Below are 26,539 nucleotides of genomic sequence, written 5' to 3'. Positions count from 1 at the left end.
TTAAGTTCTCCAAATTGAAGCGTAACTCCTCTTTTCCCTAGATTTTCTATAAGAATAAAGATTATCACTACAATAAGTACACAAACCTGAATCCTCAAGATCTAAATTAAAATTAGAAATCAACCCCAAATTAAAATTAGCATTATCAAAATATATTTTATCATCCTTTCTACAAAAAGACATATCTAACAACTTTTTACTAAATTTTGAATTTACTTTTTCAAAAAACTCTAAAGAAATTTCATAACAGCATGACCTATTATAAGGACCAAAAACAACTTTTAAATCCTGAAAATCCGAGCCCATGCTTTCAAACATCAATAACATTTTTAAAATAACAAGCTTAAAAGTACCCTTATATCCACTGTGAGCAAGCCCAATATATTTTTTTGATTTGTCAAATACGTATATTGGAAGACAATCTGCATAGTAAGCCAGAAGAGCAACATTGCAAGAAGAAGAAACAAGTCCATCTCCTTCCTGAAAATTGACAAAATCATCAGAAACATTATAAACAACATTCGTATGTAATTGTTTTAAATACTTTATCTTTTTATTCTTAGGAATAAAACTTAAATTATCACTACTAATATCTCTTACACTTAAATTGAAAGGTTTCTTAGTATAGATCAACTTAACACTAGAATCTAATTCAAACTCATAATAAAATTCTCTTTCTATTATTTTCATAACTTAAACTCTTTACCAAGATAAAGCTTTTTAGCTTTATCACTATTTATAATATAATCAACATTTCCCTCATCAAGTACTTGTCCTTGATAAATAATATAAGCTCTATCTACTATATCAAAAGCATCTCTTACATTATGATCAGTAATTAAAACTCCAATATTTTTACTTTTTAGAATTTTTATTATATCTTTTATATCTCTAATGGCAATAGGATCAATACCTGCAAAAGGTTCATCAAGCAATAAAAAATATGGACTAACTGCTAAAGCCCTAGCTATTTCAGTTCGCCTTCTCTCTCCTCCAGATAGAGTATAAGCTTTTTGATATTGTATTCTCTTAATTTCAAATTCTTTAAGAAGCTTTTCAAGCTCCATCTTACGCTCAGTTTGAGATAAATCTTCTCGCCTCTCAAGAGCAACCAAAATATTATCCTCAACTGTAAGTTCTCTAAAAATAGATGATTCTTGTGGCAGATACACAATTCCTAGCCGTGCTCGCTCATACATGTTAAGATCAGAAACATCATAACTATTTATCAAAACACTCCCACTCTTAGCTCTAATAAAGCCTACAATAATATAAAAGGTTGTAGTTTTCCCAGCACCATTAGGACCAAGAAGACCTACAACTTCACCTTGATGAACATTAATGGTAACCCCATTAACAGCCCATTTCTCTCCATATTTCTTAACAATGTTATCTACCTTAAGAACAATATCGCTATTAGTGCTAAAACTAAGTTTTTCTCTTATTAATTTTATTTTATTTCTTTTACTGAAAAACATCTTATTCCACTTGAGTAAATTTACCTTCAACATCGCCCTCAAGACTATATTTATTGGTCTCTGTATTCAAAATTATTCTTGAAGCAGAATAATAATTATCATCTTGATAAATTACAGGAACCCCCTCAAGAATTATCTCTTTATTTTCCTTATTATAAATTCCATTTTCAGCTCTTGCAAAGATATCACCTTTATATATTTTAACAGAATACTGCATAATATAAATATTTGTTTTTCGATTACCTTCAATTCTTTCAGCTTTAACAACAAGTTCATTTTCTAAGTCTTCAAGCTCAACTCCTTTTTGAAGATAGAAATTATCCAGTTTTCTATTAACAAACAAAAACTGAGACTTAACATTCATTTTATTGCCATAATCCTCATAATAAACATTTCCACGGGCTTCAATATAAGAACTTCCCTCACCATAAATTTCAATCTCATCAGCTCTAAGCTTAAAATCAGATGAAATCACCTCAGGATTCCCCTTTAAAACAATTCTCCTGTAAAAAGAAGACAAAATACCATGAGAAAAATCCGATCTAAAAGTAAATTCCTTCTTTTTTTGTTGACTCTCTACGGTTTGCAACTTCAAAGACTCATCTAACTTCCCTTTATCTTGTGCATAACCACAAAAACAAGAAATACAAATTAAGCAAATAATCAAACTTCTCATTTTATCAGTCCTTCAATCCCGGAATAAAAATAAAAATTATTATTATTTAAAAAATATGAAAACCCCTTGCCAGTTATATTACTATCATTAAATCTAATGAATACCAACTCATTTGGAGGTGACAATAATCTTTTCTCACTATTCCGCCATAAAAGCCTATTAGTATTAATCAGGTAATAGTTATTTGTATCTTCTATCTTTAACTCTACAGAATCTCTTATGTCTGAATCCTTAGTAACATGCGAACCTTCCAAAACATTAAATTTACCCGAAATTCGATTTTCCAAAGCATGATATAAAAATCTTCCATTATCAATTTTATAAATCTTATAATAATGAAAATAATTCAAGCTTAAAGCTTTTAATATAGTCTGTTTCTTTCCACCTACAATATTATGATAACTAATCCCCAATATTTGTATTGAAGGAGTCTCTTTGGCAGCCTCTGTTCTACCAGAATACTCACTGTAATCAAAAGTACAATTTAAAAAAAGTAAAAGTAGTAAAAAATAAAACAAAGCAATTCTCATCATACAAATCCTTAAACAAGCTCATAAAGTAATACTTACGCTTTCCAATTGAAAAATATAATCATAAAATTTCAATATGATTTTAATTCATCAGATTTAGATAATTATCCACACCACTTGAATCCAACAGATTTATAATATAAATTACTCACAAACCACAAATTTTTACTTCACTTTAAAAATAATCCTTCTTTAGGATTATCTAAAAATAATATAATAATTATGCAATACTCCTAAAAATTTTTCACTAAAATTTCTCTTATATTACCACGTCCAACTGGATTTGAATTAATAAATCTTTTAGAATCAACAAAAATAACATTATAATTCCTATATAGTTCAAGGCTAGACGTAGTATTAGAATTTGAAAGCAAAAATTTAGCCCCTCTTTGATCTATCTTGTCACAAAAATGTAGCAATTTTTCATGCATTTTAAAATCAAACCTATATCTACTATAATTTGTAAAGTTACTTGTTTTTGAGTAAGGTATATAAGGAGGATCAAGATAAACAAAATCATCTTTCGCTATAAAATCAAGTAAACAAAAAAAATCTAAGCTTAAAACTTTAACTTCTCTTAAAAGCTTAGAAGCCAGCCGTAAATTTTTAACTTCATAAAAACTAATTTTTTTATATTTACCAAAAGAAGTATTAAATTTCCCTTTGAGATTTTCCCTATAAAGACCATTATAACAAGTTTTATTTAAATAAAGAAAAATACATGCCTTTTCTAAATTGGTCAATTTTTCATTATTAAAACGATTTCTAATATAAATATAGCTATCCTTTAAGTAAGGATAGCTATATTTATATTTTTCTATTTCTAATAAAAAGTTATCTAAATTATAAGCAATTTCCCTATAAAAATTAATTAAATTAGAATTTATATCATTAATAATTGAATTTTTCAAATTCAAAGCAAAAAATAATGCTCCCCCACCTACAAAAGGCTCAATATAATTATTGAAAGCAAGGGGCATATTATCTAAAATAGATTTCAATAAATTTTTCTTTCCGCCAGCCCATTTCAAAATAGGCCTTATTGCAACTCTAATATTCATATCAACCATAATAATGTTCAAATTCATCGTCCCTTTCATAGATTAAGATTTCATCTTCTTTAAACCAAACAGATATTTCACGAATAGCATCATCAACATTAGCAGAAGCATGGATTACGTTATAAACTGAAAACTTTTTCTCATTTGCATAATTAAAACTATGATACGCAAAATCGCCCCTTATTGTCCCAGGAGAAGCTATTTTTGGTTCTGTAGAACCACAAAATTTTCTAACAACTTCAATAACTTCAACACCCTCAACAACAAACGCAAAAACTGGAGAACTCATTATAAAATCAATCAAAGATTGCCAAACAAATTCGCCATGCCTTACAGCAATATCATCATACAAATAATGTGTTTCAGCCATTTTTCTATCAACTAAAATCATCTTAGCAGCCACAATTTTCAATCCTGCTCTTTCAAATTTAGAAATTACACTACCAATCAAACCTCTTCTCACTCCATCAGGTTTAATAACACATAAAGTTCTTTGTATTAAAGCAGACATAAAACCCCCTTTTTTCAACAAAATTTAAGTTAATTATAAGACATAATTTATTGACCTTATGCAGGTCAATTTCAAAAGAAAAATAAAAAAATGAGCAAAATTATGAAGAACAATTCTTAAAAACTATAACAATAAAAGATTGTCCAATTTCACATCTTAAGTCTCAAGCGTAAAGCCCTAAGAGCAGTAATTTTATCCGAACTACTGATACTTCCTCCAGCAGGAAGACCAGATGCTATTCTTGTAACACTAACATCTAAATTCTTTAAAAGACTACTAATATAATTAGCTGTTACATCCCCTTCAATGCTAAATTCTGTAGCAACAATCACTTCTTGAGCTCCAAGCTCTCTAACATAACTCTCTAACTTGTCAAGCTTTAACCTACCAGGACCAATATCTTTTAAAGGATCAAGATGACCATGAAGCACAAAATAAAATCCATCATACTCTTTCGTAGACTCAATAACCTCTAAGTCTTGTGGTGTTTCCACAACACAAATCAAATCTTTATTTCTATCTAAATCCGTACAAATATCACAAAATTCTCTCTCAGCAAAGTTGTAACAATTTTTACACTCTCTTACCCTAGAATGTAGATTAATTAAAATTTGTCCCAGATTTTTTGCATAATCGTCACCATTATAAAGAATATCATAAACCATTCGTGTTGCCGTCTTTTGACCTATACCCGGCAACTTAGAAACTAAAACTATTAAATCTTTTATAATCAAAATTTAAATCCCAAATGGAATAGAACCCATGGTTTTTGACTTTATTTCTTCCTTAACCTTAAAAATAGCATCATTAAAAGCTGATTTTATCATATGCTCAAGGGACTCATTATCTAAGTCGCTAAAAAATTCTTCCTTAACTGTAACTTTTTTGACAACAAACTCTCCATTCATCTCAACAACAACAACATCGCTTCCCGCTCTGCCATAAACAACAATTTGGGATATTTCTCTTTTAATATTATCAATATTACCTTTAAAATTTGACATATTCTTCAAAAAATCAAATGGATTTACTGACACATTCTACTCCTTTACCTCACTTGCTCCAAAAATGTTTTTAATCCTCAGTACATCATTCTCAAACTCATCATCATTATCTTTAAACTGCCTTTGAAAGATAACATTCAACCTAGGAAATTCTTTACGAAACTCATTTCTTATTTCATTCTGATAAGCTTGCAGCTGATTATATTCAAACCCACTAAAAATCTTATAATAAAGTACCCCTTTATCAATAAGAACCTCTCCTGAGTATACTAAAGTCTGGACATATTTAGATACTAAATAAATAAAACTTTCTTTAATTTTATCATTATCATCCACCTCATTAAAACTATCTTTTGTCTCTATAAAAATCTCATCAATATCATTACCAGCATCAGAGTCAAGCCATTCAGAGTTATTAATATCAGTCTCTAAAAAAGCAGTCTCAATTTTCTCTGAATTAATCTCCAATGACTCCACTGCAGGAATATTATCTAATTCTAGTTTTAAATCAGAATCAGGATCATTGACATTAAAACCAACCTCATCAAGAACTTTAGCTTCAATATCTCGAATTTGCTCAATTAAAATATGATTTGGTACATAATTTTTAAGTCTAAGTATCTTAATAAAATTAATCTCAAGTTCATATCTAGGATTCACTGAAAACTGCAAATCTCTATAAGTTGCAAGCAATACACTAATACTTCTCTCAATATGCTTTAAATCAAAATTTGATAAATTTTTTTTTAAGTTCTCAGATTTAACACCAATGAACGTAAGATTTTTAATATCTAATTTTAAAAACAATATCTCTCTAAAGAATTCAATTGCATCAAGAAGAAATTGTTCACATGAAATTCCCGTTAAAAATATAGCATCTAAAACATAAATCAATCCCTTTAAATCATCATTAATAATACTTAGGGCCAATTTTTCTAAAAAATCATCACTAGTCAATCCCATCTTAGATCTGATTTTTTCAAACTCTATGTTGGAATTACTTAATGAAACAATCTGATCAAAAAGAGTATAAGCATCCCTTACACTCCCCCCACTTTTATAAGCAATCCACCTTAAAGCTTCATTTTCATATTTAACATTATCTTCAAGACAAACTCTCTTTAACATCTCATAAACCTTATCTAAAGGTAAAAGCCTAAAACTAAAATGCTGACACCTACTTTTTATTGTATCTGGAAGCTTATGAACCTCTGTTGTAGCGAAAATAAAGACAATATAACTGGGAGGTTCTTCAATTGTTTTTAAAAGAGCATTAAAAGCAGAATTTGAAAGCATATGTACTTCATCAATAATATAAACCCTATATCTAGAACTAGCAGGAGGAAACATTATTTCTTCTTTAATTTGCCTAACATCTTGCACAGAGGTATTTGATGCACCATCAATTTCAACAATATCAAGGCTATTATCGTTATCAACAGACTTACAACTGTAACACACACCACAAGGGATAATTGTCGGTCCTTTGTGACAGTTCAAACACCGAGCAAAAGCCCTTGCAGAAGAAGTTTTACCAACTCCTCGTGGTCCTGAAAATATATAAGCATTTGCTACTTTATTGTTTTTTATTGAATGCTTTAAAGTTTCAACAACAAAATCTTGACCCTCAAGAGAATTAAAATCTCTGGGACGCTTCTTAATAGCAGTACCTCTTGCAGATATCATCCCATATCCTCACACACATCAATAAATTTTATTCAAGCTCTAGATTTGTAAACGAAAAATTATTTAAACAATAAAAATTATTCTTCAGCAACATAACATTAATACTTTTCTTAAACATTAACTTTTTATGAAAATACACTTAACCTGTTTAAGAAAACTAAATTTATCCTAAGACTTACGCACTCATTAAGTAATCACTTACCGCTGCTACTTTCCAGTCCTAACGGGATTAGGTAACACTCAATAGTGCGGTTCCTAGGAACCGGAGAAAATGGGATTCGAACCCATGATACATTTTCATGTATACGCGCTTTCCAAGCGTGCGCCTTCAGCCACTCGGCCATCTCTCCAAAATCAACAACTTTCTGTGCCCAAGAGGACTTGAACCTCCGACCTTCAGAATCGCAATCTAACGCTCTATCCAGCTGAGCTACGGGCACAAACAAACATTTTACTTCAATTGTAATAAAAATTATTATTTATTACAATTAGTAAAAAGTAAAATATTAATTCGTATATCAAAAGGAGTAATAAATGACAATCAAGCTTCCAATCATCATAGCAATATTCTCATTGATTATATCATGCAAAAAACATGAAAAAAAAATAGAAAGTGCTGAAATTAATATTGAAACAAAAATTATCAAAGAAACCATTACTGATTCAAATAATAATATCTTTCAAATAGATGCCCAAATCCCCACCATAGCAGGTCTAGACCTTGGATTTGAAGATCTTATAAAAGAATGGAAAACCTATAACGAAACTGAATTCCTTAAAATAAGGGAATCAAAGAAATACAACTATGAGCCTTTTTATTACTCTAACTTTGAAATATTTAAAAACCCAGATCTTAAAATAACATCAATTCTATACTCTCAATACACAATAAAAAAGTATGATGCAAACGGACTTACAACATATCATCCGATTAACCTAAGGGGGAAAGAAAAAATCAAACTCTCAGATGTAATTTCAAAAGATCAATTAGACTCTTTAATGCAAGTACTAAGAGAACAGGTAAAAACAGAATTCATAAAATTTATAAATTATTCCAATGACAGCCCTGAATTTAAAAAAGAATTTGAAGAAGCTTTCAGACAATATAAATATTATTTTAAAAACAATAAAGTTGTAATTTTTTATGATCCACTTGTAATTCGAGCACGATCAAATGGAAAAGTTGAATTTACATTTCCAATCGATCAAAATACTGAAAATTAAGAAACCGGCTGTGCAATTCACTAATTACAAACGCAAGAACGGAGAGGGTGAGATTCGAACTCACGGTAGGCTACCCTACGACGGTTTTCAAGACCGTAGCATTAAACCACTCTGCCACCTCTCCCAAATTATTTATAAATACTAATAAATTTAAGAAACTCTTGTCAAATAAACCTTAACAAAAATTCTCCACCTACACGGAGAGAATGGGATTCGAACCCATGGTCCCTCTTTTAAAAGGACAACTTCTTAGCAGGAAGCCCCATTCGACCACTCTGGCATCTCTCCTTGCAACATACTAATAAATAGTATATCAAAATAGTATATTAGAGTCATCATATTGTCAATAAATAACTTTCAATCCTAATAATTGATTCTAAAATCCCTATAAACCTCTATTAAATCCTTAAATTCTTTAATTGTAACATCAAATTTTAAGTGTGTAAGCGCATCTGAAAGAATTTTTTTAGCAATTTCTACCTCATTGTTGCTAGACCTAAGCTCAATATGCTCATCTTTGATTTTCCAAATATATGGACAAATTCTAGTCTCATAACTAAATATGAACACAGGATCTTTTAAATTCAAAGAATTATCAATAAAAAATAAATACTCCAACACCCACTTACCCTTCAAAGCCATTGCAAACTCATCTAAGAGCTCTTCAATAAAAATATCTTCTCTGGCTTCAAGTAGACTTAAAAAATTAGAATAAATATCTGGCTTAAGTTCACAAAGCCTTTTCATATAAAAATAAGCATCTTCAAGATCTCGATTTCTTAAAAAAAATAAAAATGCATAAAAATAAACTGAATCCATATCAGGATAATCTGACACTATCCTATCAATAGACTTTTTAGGAGAAAAATTCAACAATTTTATTGTGGCAATATGCATATTATATATTGTATAGATATTAGGAAAACTTAAAATAGCTTTCACATAAGACTGGGTGGCTTGTGTCATATTGCCTATTTTATGCAAAATAGTTGCTCTATTATGCCAAATATATTTAGAATGACTCGAATCTGTTAAAAGATTCTCAGAAAGTTTAATTGCACCACTTATCTCTCCAATAGAATAAAGGTAATACATTAAATAATTAACAATAAGAGAAAGATTAATCTCTGAAAAGCTCTCATCTATCTTAAACGGTTTTGCACTCTCAAATATACAATTTTTTTCCAAAAACCAAGCATTCAATTTAACAAGAGTATTATTTTTATCCACATCAGCAGCTTTAATAATCATCTGAACAGCCTCATCTTTTCTGCCTAGCATCTCAAGCAAAATAGCAGCATTATTAATGGCCTGAACAAATTTAGAATTCTGTTCACTAGCTTTTAAAAAACAACTCAAAGACTTCTCATAATTTCTCAATCCAAAATAAAAAACCCCAAGATTATAATTTTGGAAATAACTTAATTTATCTTCCTTTCCCTCAAATTTACCATAATTTAAAAGTTTAATTAAAAAACTATACTCACTTAAAACAGGATAAGTATCTAATATATACAGAAGTGCCTTATAATCCTTTAGTCTAAAATAAATTAAAGCTTTAAGAGATAGAACATCAAAACTATCATCAAAAACATCCAAATTTAAAATAGAATTCTTAAAATCACCCTTTTTATAAAGATCCAAGGCCTTTTCAACATTAGTGCTATTCATATTGCTTCAAAAGCTCCATAGGTCTTACGGCAATTTCTTTTGAAAAAGAAGCCTCATTCACACTTTTGTCTAAATTATAAGAAGCAACACTAATATAATAAAGTCTTCCATTTTCAAGACCTGTAATTCTAAAAGAGGTCTGCTTACCAACATCAATAGGAGATGTCAAAACACTGCCAACTTTACCATGATAATTGCCAGGACTAGAACCAATATAAATATAATAACCACCAATATTAGCATTAATAACAGGAAACCATTCAATTAATACCTCACCAGAACCCGGAACGGCTTTTGTTATTAAAGGAGGGAAAGGAGCAGCCTCAGGTATGTATGTTATAATCATATTATAAAGAGCTGGACTTTCTAAAGGAACACCACTTGGATAAAATTCGACCTTAATTTGAATATACTTTGATGCATTAAATTTAGGAAATTCATTTTTAGGCTCAAAATGAATCCAATCTCCCATTAAATTCTTTTTAATCTCTCCATTCTCATTTTTTCCATAAAAAACCTTATTATCCAACCTATAATAGTAAACAATATCTGTGTCTTTTGGCTTCACACTATCAAATTCAATAGATAAAATTTGAGAATAATCCTTAGATAACTTGATTGGCTCTGTAATAATATATCCCTTACTTTTTGAAAAGAAAGCATTGTGAACTTCTTCAAAACTTTTATGAATTTCAAAATTCTCAATAGCTCCTGTAAAATACTGTCCCAATGTAAAATCAATAAAATCACCAATATTTAATAAATAGCCAGAACCTTCTTTTTTATCAGCAGTAACATATTCTATAGCCTGGGGCTTAGAGTCTATCAAATATTCCAATAAACCATCTTTCTGCCTATACCTCACAGTATGCAAATGCCATTCTTTTGGAATAAAATCATCATCACTTTTCATCTTAATTCTAATGGGTTCTCCATTATCATTCAAAAATACGTTATTAAAATTCCAAACGAAAGTTCCTTCCTCACTCTCTAAACGAATAGCTTGGTCCAGCCAAACACCCTTAACATTTTTATATCCGTTCCAACTTACAATAACTTCCCCAGTAACAGAAGTAGAACGGTAAGCCCAAAACTGAATAGTAAAATCAGAAATTACATTGCCTGAATAGAAAAAAGCCTTTTTTGTTAATGGTTTAAGTTTAACAGTATTGCGGCTTGAATAAAAAATTAAGGAACTGCCAGAAATATTATGAAAAAAATTTGAAATTTTTGCATTATCTGAATCAACAAAATAATTTAAAGCAGCATCCTTAACAATGTTATCTTTTTCCATTTCTAATCTTAAATCAATATTATCAAAATCTAAAATTCCCTTATATCTATCCAAATAAATTCCAAGAACACCCCTACTATCTCTTGCAAAGCTAATATTATGAGCTTCCTGAATAAATTTAAATCCATCTTTAGCATCAAGAATCAACTTAAGTTCCTGAGAAAACACACTAAAAATAAATAAACAAAATAGGGAAAATATAATAATCAATCTCATTATAGACCTTTATCTTTTTCAACATAAAAAATCAAAAACATATAACAATTCAAGTATAATATAGCATTATATCACAAAAATAAAATGATTATCTCAAGGCAATAATAGGCACAAAATGAAAGAACATTTAAACAATTTACATAAAAAAGTACAAAAATTTCCATCAACAAGTGGCTGTTACAAGATGTACTCAAAAGATAACAAGATACTGTACATAGGAAAAGCAAAAAACTTAAGAGCAAGAGTAAAAAACTATTTTCTAGAAAAAATTGGCCATAAAACAAAAATACTAATGAAAAATGTAGCAAATATAGAAATAATTACCACAAATAGTGAATATGAAGCTTTACTATTAGAATGCAACTTAATCAAGAAACACAAACCAGATTACAATATCAAGTTAAAAGACGATAAAGGATACCCTATGATAAGAATAACTTGTGAAAAGTACCCAAGAATCTTTAAAACCAGAAAAATAATAAATGATGGAAGCGAATACTTCGGACCATATGTTAATGCAAAAAACCTAAACTTAGTCCTAGCTCTCATCAACAAAACATTTAAAACTAGAAAATGCAAAAAAAAATCAAAAAACCCTTGCCTTTATTTTCACATGGGTCAATGTCTTGGAGTATGTCATAGAGAAGATCTTGAAGAACAATACAAAAAAGAAGTAAACAAAATAAGACATATATTAAATGGAAATATATCCAAACTTTTAGATGAGATTGAAATAAAAATGAAAGAAGTAATTAAAAAAGAGGATTTCGAAACAGCAATAAAGTTAAAAGAAACTAAAAAATCATTAATTGAGATAAGTCAAACACAAATAATTACAAGAATGAACAAACTTAGTACAGACTATATATACACTCATAAAAATGATAGTTTAAATGTCATAGTAATACTTAAATACAGAGACGGAAAATTAGTAGAAAAAGACATAAATTTCGATGAAAGCATATATGAAGAAGATGAGTTAACTGAAGTATTTATAACACAATACTATACATCATTAAATATGATAGTACCTGATAAAATACATATCTTTAAAAAGATTGACACTACAAATATCACAAAACTAATAAATGAATTTAAAGATAAAAAAATAGAAATAATTTACAAAGAAACTCCAGACACTATAAAAATAATGGAGATGGCAATTTCTAATGCAGAAATAGCATTAAGATCATATGATAATGAACAAAATAAAGCATTAGAAAGCCTAAAGATTATTCTTGAAATGACAAAATTACCAAAAACAATTGAAGGATTTGACATTGCTCATCTCAATGGATACGATACAGTAGCATCACTTATTACCTTTAAAATGGGCAAACCCTTTAAAAATGGATATAGAGTTTATAAGATCAACTCATTAAATAATGGCGAGATTGACGACTTTAAGGCAATAAGAGAAGTCACATTTAGAAGATATTCAAAACTCATTAATGAACAATCAGAATTACCCGATCTAGTCCTAATCGATGGAGGAAAAGGTCAGCTAAGTTCCGCTTATTCCGCTTTAAAAGAATTAAAAATTGAAGACAAAGTTTCTATTTGTGCACTAGCAAAAAAAGAAGAAATAATATTTTTACCAAACAAAATACAATGTATTCAACTACCAAAAGGACATTCTGCTCTTAAGATATTACAAAACATTCGAGATGAAGCTCACAGGAAAGCAAATAGCTTTAACAAAAAGCTACGCAGAAATATAAAATTGAATTACAGTAATATAGAAGGAATTGGAGAACAAAAAGCCAAAAATATTTTAAAAACGCTTGGAACATACAAAGATATATTACTCTTAAGTGAAGATGAAATAGCAAAAAAGATAAGGACAAGCATCAAAACGGCAAAAAGAATAAAAGAATTCTCAAATAATCAGAATTTGAAAAACAATAAATCATAAAATATTATTAAAGTCAAGTTAAATTCATTTAATAAGTACTTATATTTCTGTTACTTAAAAACCTTAAATTCACTTCAAGATCAAGCAGACACTTTAAAAAGTACACCCAAATTTATAAGAAAAATCATTAAGCATGGTATCATCTTGGGTTAATAAGATTAATAGCATAAAATATGCTAAATTCAAATGCATATTTTTACCATAGATTCTTGCATATAAATCAAACTTATGCAATATTTTCAAAATAAATTTGATATCAACAATCGAGTAATTTTTAAGTCCTATCTTATAACTTTTTTCTATTGAGGCAAAGATCTTATGCTTTTTAAATGCAGATGGAATACTATTAAAACTTTCACAATCTGTTTTTACCTTCAAAAATTTTTTAAACTGCCAACCAAGACTCATTAAAATACTAATCAAATCTTCTCCTTGCTCCAGGATGGATTTAACTTTAAATAATGAACTCTCCATATCCCTTTTCAAAATTGACTCAAACAAGGAAAAAGGATTCTCAGGACGCATAAAATTAAGCCAAGAATTTACATCATGTTCATCAATGGTTCTATCTTTAATAAGAAGAGCAAAGGAATTTATATAAAATCCTAAAATCTTAGTATCTGAATCTAACATGAAAAGCATTAAATTTATTGCTCTATCTGTAATTTTAATTCCAAGTTCAAAAAAACTTTTTTTTACAAACAAAAATTTATCAGCGCCGGATAATTCATAAAAAGTTTTCTTAACTAATTTTAAAGAATTTTTAGGATCAAAACTGATCGAATTTTCATCAGAAATAAAAATAATAACCTTATTTAAAGATTTTAAGATTACACTATAAATTAGCTCTAAGTCCTTTTTGTTTTTTAAATTTTCAGCCTCATAAACAACAAAGACCTCTTTCTTATAAAAAAAAGAATTAGTTAAAAGCAGTTCAGAAAGTTCTATTGATGACAATTCCGACATAAAAAGCTTGGTAACACATACATCATCAGTACCTAATTTGCTAACAATGTCATTTAAATAAGCTTCCTTCAATCCCTGTTCTTTACCTAATAATAAATAAATTTCCTTCATTTAAATAACATTATAACGCAAATAGTAATATGTTATAATTAGTTTATAAGGATAAAACATGAGAATTGCAATATTCACAGATACATATATTCCAGACAAGAATGGAGTATCAACATCTATAAGACAAATTAAAGCAGGATTAGAAAAAAAAGGCCATGCTGTTTATATCTTTTGTACACAATCCCAAAGAGTAGATTTAAAAGAAAGCTGTGTTTACAGATGCTCATCAATTAAAATGAACAACAAAATAGATGCACAAATAGCACTCCCAAACAAAACACAAATAAATAAAATCATACAAGAACATAAGCCTGAAATAATTCATACACATTCGGAATTCATTATGGGAAATATTGGTAAAAAATTAGCCCTAAAATATAATATCCCAATAGTTCATACAAATCATACAATGTGGGACCATTATAAACATTATCTAGGAATTCTCAAATACTTAATTAATCCAGACAAAGTGATGGAAAAATTTTATGATAAAATTCACCATTTTATTTATCCATCAATTAAATCACGCGACAAATATTTTAATTTTGCAAAAAATGCTGACTACAAAATAATACCAAATGGAGTGGACAGAGAACTCTTTATAAAAGAACTAAGTCAAGAAAAAAAACAAGAAATTTTAAATAAACATGGAATAAATCAAAATGATAAGATCATAATCTTTGTTGGAAGAATCAATAAAGAAAAAAATGTATCCCTGCTAATAGAACATCTAAAAAAACTTCTCATTGAAAACAAAAACTGCAAACTACTCCTCATAGGTAGGGGCAAGGAATTAAATAAAGTAAAACATTTCAGAAAAAAATACGGTCTTGAAAAACAAATCATACTCACTGGACCAATCCCATGGGAAGAAATGTACTATTATTATAAAATTTCTGACATATTTGCAAGTCTATCAATAAGCGAAGTGTATCCAATGACGGTCATTGAAGCCTTAAGTACAGGAATACCTGCAGTACTTGTTAATGACATAATATACAAGGATTTAATACAGCAAGGAAAAAACGGATTCCTAATAGACAATTATGAGGACATATACAAACATATGAAAGAATTAATAGAAAACGATGAAAAATTACAAACTTTTAAAAAAAACACAGAAGAGATGTCTACTACTTTTTCAAGCTCATTTGTCATAGAACAAATTGAACAGTATTATTCTGAAATCATTAAGAACCAAAAATATTAATGCAATTTGCTAAAATCCACGATATGAATGGGAAATTTTATTCCCATATCAGCTAAAATACATTTAATATTCTCTGCTATGAAGTACTGAAAATCCCAGAAAAACTTAGTATTTACAAAACATCTTACTTGCATGACTATATAATAAGGTGTATATTCTTTCACAACAACACTAGGTTCATCAACACTATATTGTTCCTTATTAAAGGAAAATGCCAAATTTTCTATACTGATTTTAAGATAACCAATATCTGTATCATAAGGCACTTGAAAGTTGAATGAAATCCTCCTTTTCGGATTTGCAGAAAAATTAGTAACTGACGCATTTGTAAACTTACTATTTGGCACCTTAACAATTTTACCATCCACAGTCTTAAGTGTAGTAAAAAATATCTGAATATTATTTACTTCTCCCTCAAAATCATCACAACTAATATAATCACCTATTTTAAAAAAATTTGCATTCAATACGACACACCCACTAACAAAATTAGATAAAATCCCTTGAGCAGCAAATCCAACCGCAAGACCTAAAGATCCAAATACAGCAAAAATAGAAGCTGTAGGAACACCTAGATAAGGTAAAATCATAAGAATTAACACCACATCTGTCATCACTTTAAAAAATGACCTAAAGAAATTAAGAACAGTAGAATCTAGTTTTGTTTCCAACTTGGACTTCTCAAAAGCTTTAAAGAAAAGCTTATTCAATTTTCCAATAAAAAACCTTAAAACATACCATATTAACAGTGCTAAGATAAATTTTAACCCATAAACTACTACTGTTTCAAAAATTCTATCAACATACCCTTGAAAAACAAATATTTCTTTTAATATATTCAATGCTCTTGGTTGTTCACCCATAAGTTACTAGGTTATAGTATAAAAAATAATAGAAAAATACAATCTTTATAAGACTCAATACCAAAACAAAAAATTAATACATAAAAGTATCCATGTTTATCAACACAAATAGTCACTTATGGTACAATTGAATTTAGTCCTAACAATCTTTAAAATTAGGACAAGGAATACATGAATAAAAAAAAAGAAAAATCACATGAATTATTAATATTATTATATCTTGTCTTAAAGATAACAACACTCACAATTGGTGGAGGGTTATTAATAATATCTGAACTTAAAAAAACAATTGTAAATAAAAAAAAATTAATATCTGATAAAGAGTTCAATGAAATACTTGCAACATCAAATGTAATTCCTGGAGTAACAGCAGTCAATTTTGTATTCTTAATTGGTAAAAAGCTTAAAGGATTTAAAGGAGCAATTCTATTAACTATTGCTGGCATTCTACCATCAATAGTTATAATCACAATAATAACACTCTATGCAAACTTAAATTCAAATAACATTTACTTCCAAAAATTTCTCAAAGGTTCAAAAATATCATCAGCTATTATAATGTCAATGCTCATAGTTGAATTTTCAAAAAAAATGCTAAAAAAATCAATAAAAAAATGGATAACATGTTTATTGATAACATATGTTCTATACAAATTTAATGTAGACCTATTATACATATTACTAATGTGCTTATTAATATGTTTTGCAAAGTATACAGCAAAGAAAAGATTTTCTTAAAAAGGTACAAATTTGATTCTAATAACTTTATTCATTACATTTTTTAAAATAGGAATCCTAAACTTCGGTGGAGGAAACGGAATTACAACTCTCATCAATAAAGAAATTATTGATAATAAGGCATGGATCACAAAAGAAGAATTCATTAATATTATTACAATATCCAGAATTACTCCTGGTCCCATTGCTACCAATATAGCATCATATGTTGGTACAAAAGTAGCTGGAATTACTGGTTCAGTAATTGCCACAATAGCCCTTATAACTGCTCCAATATTAATCATCATTCTTATAACATCAGTACTGAACGAAATAAAATTCTTAAATTACTACCTTAAAAGCTTGAAACCCGTAATCATATCATTATGGATAATGACTACAATTATTTTATTTAAAAGCATATTCTCACAACCAAACTTTAATAACACAGAATTTTTAAAAAACATTACACTTATAGGATTGAACCTAATTATTCTATTGCTCTGCAAAAGTATCACTCCTACAGTACTAATCATATCCAGTGGAATATTATATATTTTTATATAAAGATGCTAAAACAAAATTTAAAGCTAACACAAAAATTACAAATAACACAAATCAATGCAATGAAAATGTTAAGTATCGAAAAAAAAGAACTGATAAAGATCATATCAGATGAAATTGAAAATAATGAATATCTTCAAGTAGACTCAAGTAAAATATTTTTCGAAACACTAAAAACTTATCAATTTAGAAAATTTCTCTACAAGGAGAATGATGATAATCAAACACAATACGAAATTGCACTAGCTAAAACATCACCCAAGCCTTCTCTTCAAGAACATCTTTTACTACAATTAAGAATTCAAAGACTTAGTGAAGCTGAGATTAACATAGGAGAAATCATAATAAACAATCTAAACAGCAGAGGACTGTATATAATCAATCCTTATGACTTCTTTATAAAAGAAGATTGGTCTCAAGTAAATAAAATGATCGAACTAATTCAAAAATTCGATCCAATAGGAATTTGCGTACCTAATATCATAGAATCATTAATACTACAAGCAAAATATCATAAATTAGATGCCAGGATAATAAAAATCCTTGAAAAAGCAGATTTACTTGCAAATAATCAAGATAAACTAAAAGAAGAAATTAAAATCAGCTCTCAAGATTTAAGTAAAGCTCTTGAAACTATTAAGCTTAAGCTTAATCCTAATCCCACATTTGAGTTTAAAGATAAATATGATACAAACGAATATATTGAACCAGATATCATTATTATCAATAAAGATAATAAACCGAAGATAAAAATCAAAGAAGTCAATATTTTCAAAAAAGAAGTTAAAAAACAAGAGGTTAAAGATTTAAAAAATTATAAACAAGCAAAATGGTTCATTGAATCTCTAAGATACAGAGATGAAACACTGGCTAAAATAGGAATAGCAATATATACATTGCAAAAAGAATTCTTACGAAGAGGCTTTAAAAGTCTAAGACCAATGAAATTGGCTGATATATCCGAAAAAATTAATCTATCAAAATCAACGATATCAAGAACAATAAAAAATAAATACTTAAAATTCGACTGGGGGACAATATCAATTAAAAAACTATTTAATTCAGTCGGTGGTGCTAAAACAAATGAATTCTCAAAATTAAGCATTAAATTAGTGATAAAGGGAATATTAGAGCAAAATAAGAAGATGGCAGATAATCAAATTTCTGATATACTAAAATCTAAAGGTATCAATATTTCAAGGAGAACTGTAAATAAATATAGAAATGAATTAAAACTTGAAGGAGAACTTTATGGAACCTAAAATACAAACTATTAATTACCATTTAAGTAATAATACAAAAAATTTTATTGTAAAAAAATTAGAAAAACTTGGAGATCACATTAAACAAAACTCAGAAAGTCTCAAAATCACAATAAAAAAAGAAAACGATATTTTTCACATAGATGCTCATCTGCACTTTAACTGGGGAAAAAGAATACATATTACAGAAGAAGGTAAGGAACTATATGCCTTGACAGAAGGCTTAATAGAAAGACTGCAAAATACAGCAAACAAGGAGAAAAGTAAAAAAGAGACAAGTAATAAACAAGTAAAAATAAATGCAAACAATGACAATTAAAATAACCAACAAAGAAGGTATTCACTCAAAACCATCAAGCATGATTGCAGACTTTGCAAGTCAATATCCTTTTTGCGATATAAAATTAGTTACAGAAGACAAACAAGAAGCTGATGCCAAATCTGCAGTTGAAATTATGATACTTGGAGTTAAGCACAAAGAAAAAATAAAAATTATAGCAAATGGGAAAGAAGAAATTGAAATCATTAATCAACTTTCAGAATTATTATTAAATTCAAGCTTTACAAAAGAGATTAAAGAATGAATAAAAAAGCCTTGTACAAAGCATTATTTGCGATAAATCCTATCCTTTCATTTGGGATGATAGACTACATGAAAGATACGGGTCATAATGTTGAAATTAAAATTTCTTCTTTCATAATGAGCCTAGCAATTATTGTAATATTAGCTAATCTTATTGGCAACTTAGTAGGGAAATTTGGAATTCCAAAAGTAATAGGACAAATAACAACAGGCATTCTCCTAAGTCCAACATTCCTTGGAAAGATTAAAATTCCTTTATTATTTCCACTAGGAATTATCAGTGTGGGTGATAACTATCTAATTAATGAAGAGATATTTGCAATATCAACAATAGCATCAATCATCCTACTCTTTATGGCAGGTCTTGAAACTAATTTAAAATTATTCCTTAAATTCTTACCACGTGGGGGGTTAATAGGAATAATAGAGGTCATTGGTACTTTCGTAAGTTTTGCACTAATATCTACTATTTTATTTGACGTGCCATTCATTAGTCCGACATCTCTTTTTATAGGGATAATAGCAACACCTTCCTCCGCAGGAATTGCTGCAAGCATACTCTCAGCTAAGAAAAAAATGAGTACATCAGAAGGAGTAACAATAATATCAACTTCAATAATTGATGATGTTCTCTCAATGATTATGCTAACAAGCATAATAACAATATCACGCTCACTCTCAGATCTTGATATTGCAATCTCAATTACAACTACAATTAAGAACATACTAATTTGGTTTTGTCTAACATTTGTTTTAATCTTGCTATCAGAACCAATTTCAAAATTACTTAAAAGTTTTAATAGTGTTACTCTAGCAACTGTAATAACTATTGCTTTAACATTTATTATTTCAAGCTTTTTCCAAAACTTAGGAATGTCATTCGTAATTGGAGCTTATATATTTGGGCTTGCTATGTCAAAAACAGATATTGTGTGTGTAATTCAAGATAAATTAACAATATTTGAAAGGTTTTTTATACCAGTATTTTTTACATCAATAGGCCTCATGGCCGACATTAATGTGATATTATCAAAAGAAGTCTTAATGCTTGGAATTCTGCTTAGTTGTATAGCTGTAGTAACAAAAGTCATATATTGTTTTATTCCATCATGCTTCTTAGGGTTTAACAAATTAGGTGCACTAAGAATAGCCTTTGGAATGGTTCCAAGAGGCGAAATATCATTAATAATTGCAAACGTAGCACTTTCCTCTGAATTTATAAGTCAAAAAATATTTGGAATAATAATAATTATAGTCTTCCTGCCAACAATAATTGCAACACCAATAATAAATATCTTATTTCAAATAAATAAAAACGGCTTAAAGAAAGAAATTAAAACAGAACAAAATACTCAAATTACAGTATCATTTAAATATGATAACTTAACAAAAATACTTGTATGGGAATTAAAAAATGAACTAAGAAACGAAGGATTTTTCACTCAACAAATAAAAAATGACTTCTCACAATATATAAATGCAAGACGCAATGATATCTCACTGTCAATAAAAAGAGAAGGAAGTAAAATTACATTTGAATGTCCCAAAAAACACCTAATTATCATACAAGATTTATTTAGAGAAACCATTTTAAATATAGAAAGAATGACTGAAGAAGTTAAAACTGTCTCTTTGAATGCACAAAAGTTAGACTACTCAATCAATTATGACAAAATAAGCAGTAACATTAATCTTAATAAACGAATTAAAAAAGAAAATATTATTTTAGACTTAAAAGCAACAAATAAAATTGAGGTATTAAGAGAATTACTAGATGTAATAAAAGTCGAAATTGATAAAGAAATAATATTACAAGACCTAATGGAAAGAGAAAAGTTAATAACCACAGCCCTTAAAGAAGGGTTTGCAATACCTCATTTAAAGACTAATTTAATCAAAAAAATGCATATTGCTATTGGAATAAGTCACAATGGCATTGATTTTAATGCAATTAATAAAAATCTAAGTCATATATTTATATTAATACTATACCCAGCAAAAGAGTATGTTAATTATCCGAGAATTTTAGCATCTATTGTGGGCAAGGTTGACTCTAACAAAAAAGCAATGCTTAAAGCTAAAACTGATAAAGAAATTTATAATATAATAGTAGGATAAAGTTATGTTTAAAACCATTAAATGTAATCAAATAAATGATAAACTTGCAAACCAAAAAGTCGAAATAAATGCCTGGGTGAAAAAAATCAGACATCATGGAAAAGTTACCTTTATTAATCTTAGGGACAGATATGATGAAGCACAAGTACTTGTAAATGATGAAAATCTTTTAAAGATAACATCCCAAATAAAAATGGAATATTGCATTAAAGTTCAAGGAAAATTAAAGCTAAGACCCTCAAAACTTGCAAATAAAAAAATGAAAACAGGAACATTTGAAATACTAGCAGAAAATATAGATATAATCTCAAAATGTAATGAACTGCCCTTTATGATTGAAGATAATAATAATGCAAGTGATAACTCAAGACTTGAATACAGATATTTAGATTTAAGACGTGAAGAGCAAAAACAAAAAATAATATTAAGAAGTAAAGTAATACACATAATAAGAAATTACTTAATAAAAAAAGACTTCCTAGAATTAGAAACCCCAACATTTGTAAAATCAACACCAGAAGGTGCAAGAGATTTTCTTGTTCCCTCAAGAATACATAAAGGTCACTTCTACGCGCTACCACAATCACCACAACTTTATAAACAACTTATAATGATAGCAGGACTTGACAAATATTTCCAAATAGCCAGATGCTATAGAGATGAAGATTCAAGGGGTGACAGGCAACCAGAATTTACGCAACTCGATCTCGAAATGAGCTTTATAAAGAAAGAAAATGTATTTAAATTAATGGAAAATCTTATGTCCACCGTCTTTAAAAAGATACTAAACATTAATCTGCCAAAAAAATTTAAAAGAATGACCTATAAACATGCAATGAATACATATGGAAGTGACAAACCAGATACTAGGTATGAGCTACTAATACAAGATATGAGCCAACATTTTAAGCAATCCTCATTTAATGTATTTCAAGATACATTAAAGAATAAAGGGACAATAAAAGCAATTATAGTAAAAAATCAAGCCCATAATTTCTCAAGAAGCAAGCTAAATAATTTAGAAGAACATGCCAAAATTTACAAGGCCAATGGTCTTTATTTTACAAAAATGGAAAATAATGAATTTCAAGGAGGTATTGCCAAATTTTTAAATGAAATAAAACAAACTCTAATTGAAACTTATTCACTTAAAAACAACGACATAATCTTTTTTATAGCTGATTCATGGAAAATTGCTTGCAAAGCCATGGGACAAGTTAGAAGCAAGATTGCAAATGAACTTAACCTAATAAACAAAAACACATTTAAGTTTCTATGGATTTATGACTTTCCTCTATTTGAATATGATGAAGAAACAAAAAACTATCAAGCAGTTCACCACATGTTCTCACTTCCTCAACAAAAATATATCAATACTCTAGAAAGCAATCCAAGCAAGGCCTTAGGTGAAGTTTATGACCTTTTATTAAACGGGACGGAGCTTGGTTCAGGTTCAATCAGAATACACACAAGAGAACTTCAGCAAAGAATTTTCAACATAATAGGACTTAAAGACACAATAGCAGAAGAAAGATTTGGCTTCTTTTTAAAAGCATTAGAATATGGAGCACCCATTCATGGTGGAATAGCAATTGGAATTGACCGACTCTTAATGCTAATGACCCACTCAAGCTCAATAAAAGATGTAATACTTTTCCCAAAAAATTCATTTGCAACCAGTCCGCTTGATCAATCTCCTTCTAGAATTTCAAATGAACAAATAAGAGAACTCAACTTAAAAATTGAAGATCATAAAAATTAAGGATGCATCCAGCATCCTATTCAAGATTCATCAAATTTATTCAATTGCAATCTTTTTTTCTTGACTTTTCTTAAGAACTTCCTCTTTTTTAGGAAGCTCAACAATCAAAACACCATTCTTTAGTTCTGATCTTATTTTATTTTGCTCAATATTTCCAGATAATCTAAAACTTCTTGAAAAAGAGATATCTCTTCTCTCTACTCTTAAGTATCTATTATCTTCCTCTTCATCCTTCCTATCATAACTTATTGTCAGATAATCGTTTTTAATTGAAATTATTATGTCTTCTTTTTTTATTCCTGGCAAGTATGCTTCAAGAATGAACAACTTACCTTCGTCCTTAATATTTACTGGAACATCTTGAATACATTTAGAACTGATAAAATCAAAATCATCATTCAAAAAATCCAGAAAACTTTTCTTATAATTTGTCAACAACATATAAACCTCCTTTTTTAAAATTTGCATAAAAATGCAATCTAAAGTCATACCAAACTTTCAATTTAAATGTTAAAATAAAAAAATAAAAATCACAATACTAAAATAAAAAAATAAAAGCAAAATTATGATGAAAATAGATAATACATTAAATAAGTTAAATATAAAAATAAATCCATTTATTCATAATAAATATACATAAATAAAAGCCGCCCATAAAAAGGCGACAAAATCAAAATTCTTAAATAGATACATTTATTTCAATTTCTATTAATATTATTGAGATTCTTGCAAGCAAGTTTTACACGTTCCTTAATGCTAACCTCAGATTCTCTAAGCCACACTCTTGGATCATAAAACTTTTTATTTGGAGCATCAGAATCAATCCCATCACCAAGCTGTCCTTGCAATCTATTTTCATTCTTCTTATAATAATTTAATATACCATCCCAAGCAGCCCACTGAGTATCCGTATCAATATTCATCTTAACAACACCATAAGAAAGTGCTTCATTAATCTCTTCTATTGTAGATCCAGAACCCCCATGGAACACATATGAAACAGGCTTTGGATTACGTGAATTAGTCTTTGAGATAACATAATTTTGACCATCTCTTAATACTTTAGGAGTAAGTTGTACATTCCCAGGCTTATAAACCCCATGAACATTACCAAAAGCCGCAGCAACCTGGAAATTAGGACTAACCTTCATAAGTTCAGAATATCCATAGTAAATTTCTTCAGGAGTTGAAAATAACTCATGATGTGCTCTATCTGAATTATCAACACCATCTTCCTCACCACCAGTAATTCCAAGTTCAATCTCTAAAAACATTTCAATCTTGGTCATTCGCTCTAAGAATTTTTTTGATATTTCAACATTCTCTTTAATCGTCTCTTCAGATAAGTCTAACATATGTGAGGAAAACAAAGGCCTTTTATGCTCTCTATAATATTTCTCCCCATATTCTAAAAGCCCTTCGATCCAAGGAATTAATTTTTTTGCACAGTGATCTGTATGAAGAACAACAGGTACTCCATAATATTCTGCCAGCAAATGAACATGCAAAGCACCAGAAACAGCTCCAAGTATAGAAGTCCCTTGAGGTTTTTCAACCTTCAATCCCTTACCACAAATAAAAGCAGAACCACTATTTGAAAACTGTATCATAATAGGAGAATTAACTTCCTTTGCCGCTTCTAAGACAGCATTAATTGAATTTGTACCTACACAATTAATTGCAGGAATAGCAAACCCTTCACTCTTACATATCTCATATAAAGTATGTAGCTCTTCTCCATAAACCACACCAGGCTTGATTTTATTTAAAACACCCACCTATATAACCTCCTTTCTCGCAGTCGACATATATTCTATATTATAGACTTTAAAATCTAAAATTAACCTTACTTTAAAAAAACAAAATCTCAAAAAATACTCAATATTACAATTCCATGCTAATAAATATACCAAAATATATTACCTAACTATTCTAGACTTATACCAATCTGCAAATTTTTTTATTCCATCCTTAATAGACGTTAAAGCTTCATAATCAAAATCATTTTTAAGTTTTGAAATATCACAGCAACTCTCTACAACCTCTGATTTTTGCATAGGTAAAAATTTTTTATAAGCTTTATTTCCAAGATTTACTTCAAGTTCATTAATAAAATCTTTAATTTTAATAGAATGTCCCGTACCTATATTATATATTCTATACGGAGCACGTGAGCTTGAAGAATTGGGATTATGTACATCAAAATTACTATCACTTTCAGCTGGATTCCTAAGTATATTATAAAGACCATCTACAACATCATCAATATACGTAAAATCCCTAGCCATATTTCCATTATTAAAAACATTAATAGGAGTTTTATTTATAATTCCAGCTGCAAATAAATATAATGCCATATCAGGTCGCCCATAAGGTCCATAAACCGTAAAAAACCTTAGCCCTGTCGTTGGAATATTAAAAGATGCACTATAAGCATGAGCTATTACCTCATTAGACTTTTTGCTAGCCGCATACAAATTTAAAGGATGATCTGTCATATTATCCTCGCTTGAAGGCATTTTTTCATTTAATCCATACACTGCAGACGTTGAAGCATAAACAAAATGCTTAATATTATCTTTATATATCCTACACGCATCCAAAACATTAAAAAAACCAACAATATTAACTGAAATATAACTATCGGGATTTTTAATACTATCTCTAATACCGGCCTGAGCTAACAAATGACAAACATGCGTAAATTTATAACAAGAAAAAAGAGACAAGACTCTCTTTTTATCTAAAATATCAAGATAAACAAAACTTAAATTATCATACCTATTACTTTGAACAACTTTACCGCTATCTATATGCTCATAATCAAATCCTAAAATTTTTAATCTCTCATACTTCAGACTAGGATCATAATAATCATTTAAGATATCAACACCTAAAACTTCATGCCCATTATCAGCAAGCTTCTTGGCAACATAAAACCCAATAAAGCCTGCAATACCTGTTAAAAATACCTTCATAGAACCACCACTACCAAAAATTACTAAATAAAAATATAACTATTATCTTAATTCTCCCCCCCACCCTTTTACCACAAATCATCAATTAATTAAATACTAATTGTTATAGCTTTAAACAAAACATAAGTATAATAATCTC

Annotated in this window: 26 protein-coding genes, 4 tRNA genes and 1 other RNA gene; 10 read left to right on the top strand and 21 right to left on the bottom strand. The window is 28.7% G+C overall.

Features of this window, described 5'->3' with window-relative positions; translation table 11 throughout:
- From pgeF to K5Q05_RS02255, 12 genes are all read right to left on the bottom strand, one after another.
- A complete protein-coding gene (gene pgeF / locus K5Q05_RS02310; protein WP_025443700.1) occupies positions 1-690 on the bottom strand; it encodes a peptidoglycan editing factor PgeF in 690 nt (229 codons plus the stop codon).
- Positions 687-1,478, bottom strand: coding sequence for an LPS export ABC transporter ATP-binding protein (lptB, locus tag K5Q05_RS02305; protein ID WP_025443701.1), 792 nt, complete (start codon positions 1,476-1,478; stop codon positions 687-689). Before lptB ends, pgeF begins: the two co-directional genes overlap by 4 nt.
- 1 nt (position 1,479) lies before the next feature.
- Positions 1,480-2,154, bottom strand: a complete 675-nt coding sequence (locus tag K5Q05_RS02300) for an LptA/OstA family protein (RefSeq protein WP_044003367.1) — start codon at positions 2,152-2,154, stop codon at positions 1,480-1,482.
- Positions 2,151-2,684, bottom strand: coding sequence for a hypothetical protein (locus K5Q05_RS02295; RefSeq protein ID WP_025443702.1), 534 nt, complete (start codon positions 2,682-2,684; stop codon positions 2,151-2,153). Before K5Q05_RS02295 ends, K5Q05_RS02300 begins: the two co-directional genes overlap by 4 nt.
- Before the next feature lie 233 nt (positions 2,685-2,917).
- Positions 2,918-3,772, bottom strand: coding sequence for a DNA adenine methylase (locus K5Q05_RS02290; protein WP_232515444.1), 855 nt, complete (start codon positions 3,770-3,772; stop codon positions 2,918-2,920).
- A complete protein-coding gene (locus K5Q05_RS02285; RefSeq protein ID WP_025443704.1) occupies positions 3,747-4,256 on the bottom strand; it encodes a nucleoside-diphosphate kinase in 510 nt (169 codons plus the stop codon). The genes K5Q05_RS02290 and K5Q05_RS02285 overlap by 26 nt, the downstream gene beginning before the upstream one ends.
- 149 nt (positions 4,257-4,405) lie before the next feature.
- On the bottom strand, positions 4,406-4,990 hold the full coding sequence (gene recR / locus K5Q05_RS02280; RefSeq protein WP_025443705.1) for a recombination mediator RecR: 585 nt from the start codon (positions 4,988-4,990) through the stop codon (positions 4,406-4,408).
- Positions 4,991-4,993: 3 nt separating this feature from the next.
- Complete coding sequence (locus tag K5Q05_RS02275) at positions 4,994-5,293, bottom strand: YbaB/EbfC family nucleoid-associated protein (RefSeq protein ID WP_025443706.1); 300 nt, start codon at positions 5,291-5,293, stop codon at positions 4,994-4,996.
- A gap of 3 nt (positions 5,294-5,296) precedes the next feature.
- A complete protein-coding gene (gene dnaX, locus K5Q05_RS02270) occupies positions 5,297-6,946 on the bottom strand; it encodes a DNA polymerase III subunit gamma/tau (protein ID WP_099497084.1) in 1,650 nt (549 codons plus the stop codon).
- Positions 6,947-7,109: 163 nt separating this feature from the next.
- An RNA gene (ffs, locus tag K5Q05_RS02265) (signal recognition particle sRNA small type) lies at positions 7,110-7,207 on the bottom strand.
- Between the two features lie 2 nt (positions 7,208-7,209).
- Positions 7,210-7,296: transfer RNA gene (locus K5Q05_RS02260), tRNA-Ser, on the bottom strand.
- Positions 7,297-7,312: 16 nt separating this feature from the next.
- Positions 7,313-7,386: transfer RNA gene (locus tag K5Q05_RS02255), tRNA-Arg, on the bottom strand.
- A 94-nt stretch (positions 7,387-7,480) separates the two neighbouring features.
- Here K5Q05_RS02255 and K5Q05_RS02250 point away from each other — a divergent pair.
- Positions 7,481-8,170: a DUF3298 domain-containing protein gene (locus tag K5Q05_RS02250; protein WP_025443707.1), complete on the top strand. Its 690-nt coding sequence runs from the start codon at positions 7,481-7,483 to the stop codon at positions 8,168-8,170.
- Between the two features lie 39 nt (positions 8,171-8,209).
- On the opposite strand, the gene K5Q05_RS02245 is transcribed toward K5Q05_RS02250, so the two are convergent.
- The 4 genes from K5Q05_RS02245 to K5Q05_RS02230 form a co-directional block, all read right to left on the bottom strand.
- Positions 8,210-8,294, bottom strand: a tRNA-Ser gene (locus K5Q05_RS02245).
- A 74-nt stretch (positions 8,295-8,368) separates the two neighbouring features.
- Positions 8,369-8,458: transfer RNA gene (locus tag K5Q05_RS02240), tRNA-Ser, on the bottom strand.
- Positions 8,459-8,533: 75 nt separating this feature from the next.
- Positions 8,534-9,841, bottom strand: a complete 1,308-nt coding sequence (locus K5Q05_RS02235) for a tetratricopeptide repeat protein (RefSeq protein WP_025443708.1) — start codon at positions 9,839-9,841, stop codon at positions 8,534-8,536.
- On the bottom strand, positions 9,834-11,351 hold the full coding sequence (locus tag K5Q05_RS02230; RefSeq protein WP_025443709.1) for a fibronectin type III domain-containing protein: 1,518 nt from the start codon (positions 11,349-11,351) through the stop codon (positions 9,834-9,836). The genes K5Q05_RS02235 and K5Q05_RS02230 overlap by 8 nt, the downstream gene beginning before the upstream one ends.
- A gap of 115 nt (positions 11,352-11,466) precedes the next feature.
- Between K5Q05_RS02230 and uvrC the strand changes: the two genes are divergently transcribed.
- Complete coding sequence (uvrC, locus tag K5Q05_RS02225; protein WP_025443710.1) at positions 11,467-13,266, top strand: excinuclease ABC subunit UvrC; 1,800 nt, start codon at positions 11,467-11,469, stop codon at positions 13,264-13,266.
- Between the two features lie 93 nt (positions 13,267-13,359).
- Here the strand turns inward: uvrC and holA are convergent, their stop codons facing one another.
- A complete protein-coding gene (holA, locus tag K5Q05_RS02220) occupies positions 13,360-14,343 on the bottom strand; it encodes a DNA polymerase III subunit delta (RefSeq protein ID WP_025443711.1) in 984 nt (327 codons plus the stop codon).
- A gap of 58 nt (positions 14,344-14,401) precedes the next feature.
- Between holA and K5Q05_RS02215 the strand changes: the two genes are divergently transcribed.
- Positions 14,402-15,553, top strand: coding sequence for a glycosyltransferase (locus K5Q05_RS02215; RefSeq protein WP_025443712.1), 1,152 nt, complete (start codon positions 14,402-14,404; stop codon positions 15,551-15,553).
- Here K5Q05_RS02215 and K5Q05_RS02210 read toward each other — a convergent pair.
- Positions 15,550-16,389, bottom strand: a complete 840-nt coding sequence (locus K5Q05_RS02210; protein ID WP_025443713.1) for a mechanosensitive ion channel family protein — start codon at positions 16,387-16,389, stop codon at positions 15,550-15,552. The two genes, K5Q05_RS02215 and K5Q05_RS02210, sit on opposite strands and share 4 nt — an antisense overlap.
- Before the next feature lie 198 nt (positions 16,390-16,587).
- Here K5Q05_RS02210 and K5Q05_RS02205 point away from each other — a divergent pair, with 198 nt between their 5' ends.
- The 7 genes from K5Q05_RS02205 to aspS are packed head-to-tail and all read left to right on the top strand — an operon-like array spanning position 16,588 to position 23,422.
- Entirely contained in the window at positions 16,588-17,154 is a 567-nt protein-coding gene (locus tag K5Q05_RS02205; protein WP_044003375.1) for a chromate transporter, read from the top strand.
- 12 nt (positions 17,155-17,166) lie between these two features.
- Positions 17,167-17,700, top strand: coding sequence for a chromate transporter (locus K5Q05_RS02200; protein ID WP_084821519.1), 534 nt, complete (start codon positions 17,167-17,169; stop codon positions 17,698-17,700).
- Between the two features lie 2 nt (positions 17,701-17,702).
- The gene (gene rpoN, locus K5Q05_RS02195) at positions 17,703-18,959 is read left to right on the top strand and encodes an RNA polymerase factor sigma-54 (protein WP_025443714.1); all 1,257 of its coding nucleotides are present in this window, start codon (positions 17,703-17,705) and stop codon (positions 18,957-18,959) included.
- On the top strand, positions 18,949-19,278 hold the full coding sequence (locus K5Q05_RS02190) for an HPF/RaiA family ribosome-associated protein (RefSeq protein ID WP_025443715.1): 330 nt from the start codon (positions 18,949-18,951) through the stop codon (positions 19,276-19,278). Before rpoN ends, K5Q05_RS02190 begins: the two co-directional genes overlap by 11 nt.
- The gene (locus K5Q05_RS02185; RefSeq protein ID WP_232515445.1) at positions 19,268-19,543 is read left to right on the top strand and encodes an HPr family phosphocarrier protein; all 276 of its coding nucleotides are present in this window, start codon (positions 19,268-19,270) and stop codon (positions 19,541-19,543) included. Before K5Q05_RS02190 ends, K5Q05_RS02185 begins: the two co-directional genes overlap by 11 nt.
- Positions 19,540-21,660 carry a cation:proton antiporter domain-containing protein gene (locus tag K5Q05_RS02180; RefSeq protein WP_025443717.1) on the top strand — a complete coding sequence of 707 codons (2,121 nt, stop codon included), beginning with the start codon at positions 19,540-19,542 and terminating at the stop codon, positions 21,658-21,660. The genes K5Q05_RS02185 and K5Q05_RS02180 overlap by 4 nt, the downstream gene beginning before the upstream one ends.
- Before the next feature lie 4 nt (positions 21,661-21,664).
- Positions 21,665-23,422 (top strand): aspartate--tRNA ligase, encoded by a 1,758-nt coding sequence (gene aspS / locus K5Q05_RS02175; RefSeq protein WP_025443718.1) that lies wholly within the window; start codon positions 21,665-21,667, stop codon positions 23,420-23,422.
- A 36-nt stretch (positions 23,423-23,458) separates the two neighbouring features.
- Here the strand turns inward: aspS and K5Q05_RS02170 are convergent, their stop codons facing one another.
- The 3 genes from K5Q05_RS02170 to K5Q05_RS02160 form a co-directional block, all read right to left on the bottom strand.
- Positions 23,459-23,863 (bottom strand): Hsp20/alpha crystallin family protein, encoded by a 405-nt coding sequence (locus tag K5Q05_RS02170; protein WP_025443719.1) that lies wholly within the window; start codon positions 23,861-23,863, stop codon positions 23,459-23,461.
- 257 nt (positions 23,864-24,120) lie between these two features.
- Positions 24,121-25,200: a class II fructose-bisphosphate aldolase gene (gene fbaA / locus K5Q05_RS02165; protein ID WP_025443720.1), complete on the bottom strand. Its 1,080-nt coding sequence runs from the start codon at positions 25,198-25,200 to the stop codon at positions 24,121-24,123.
- Between the two features lie 141 nt (positions 25,201-25,341).
- Complete coding sequence (locus K5Q05_RS02160; RefSeq protein WP_025443721.1) at positions 25,342-26,400, bottom strand: NAD-dependent epimerase/dehydratase family protein; 1,059 nt, start codon at positions 26,398-26,400, stop codon at positions 25,342-25,344.
- Between the last annotated feature and the right edge of the window lie 139 nt (positions 26,401-26,539).

The organism is Borrelia miyamotoi (assembly GCF_019668505.1).
Lineage (GTDB): Bacteria > Spirochaetota > Spirochaetia > Borreliales > Borreliaceae > Borrelia > Borrelia miyamotoi.
This window is presented reverse-complemented; position numbering and strand designations above follow the sequence as displayed.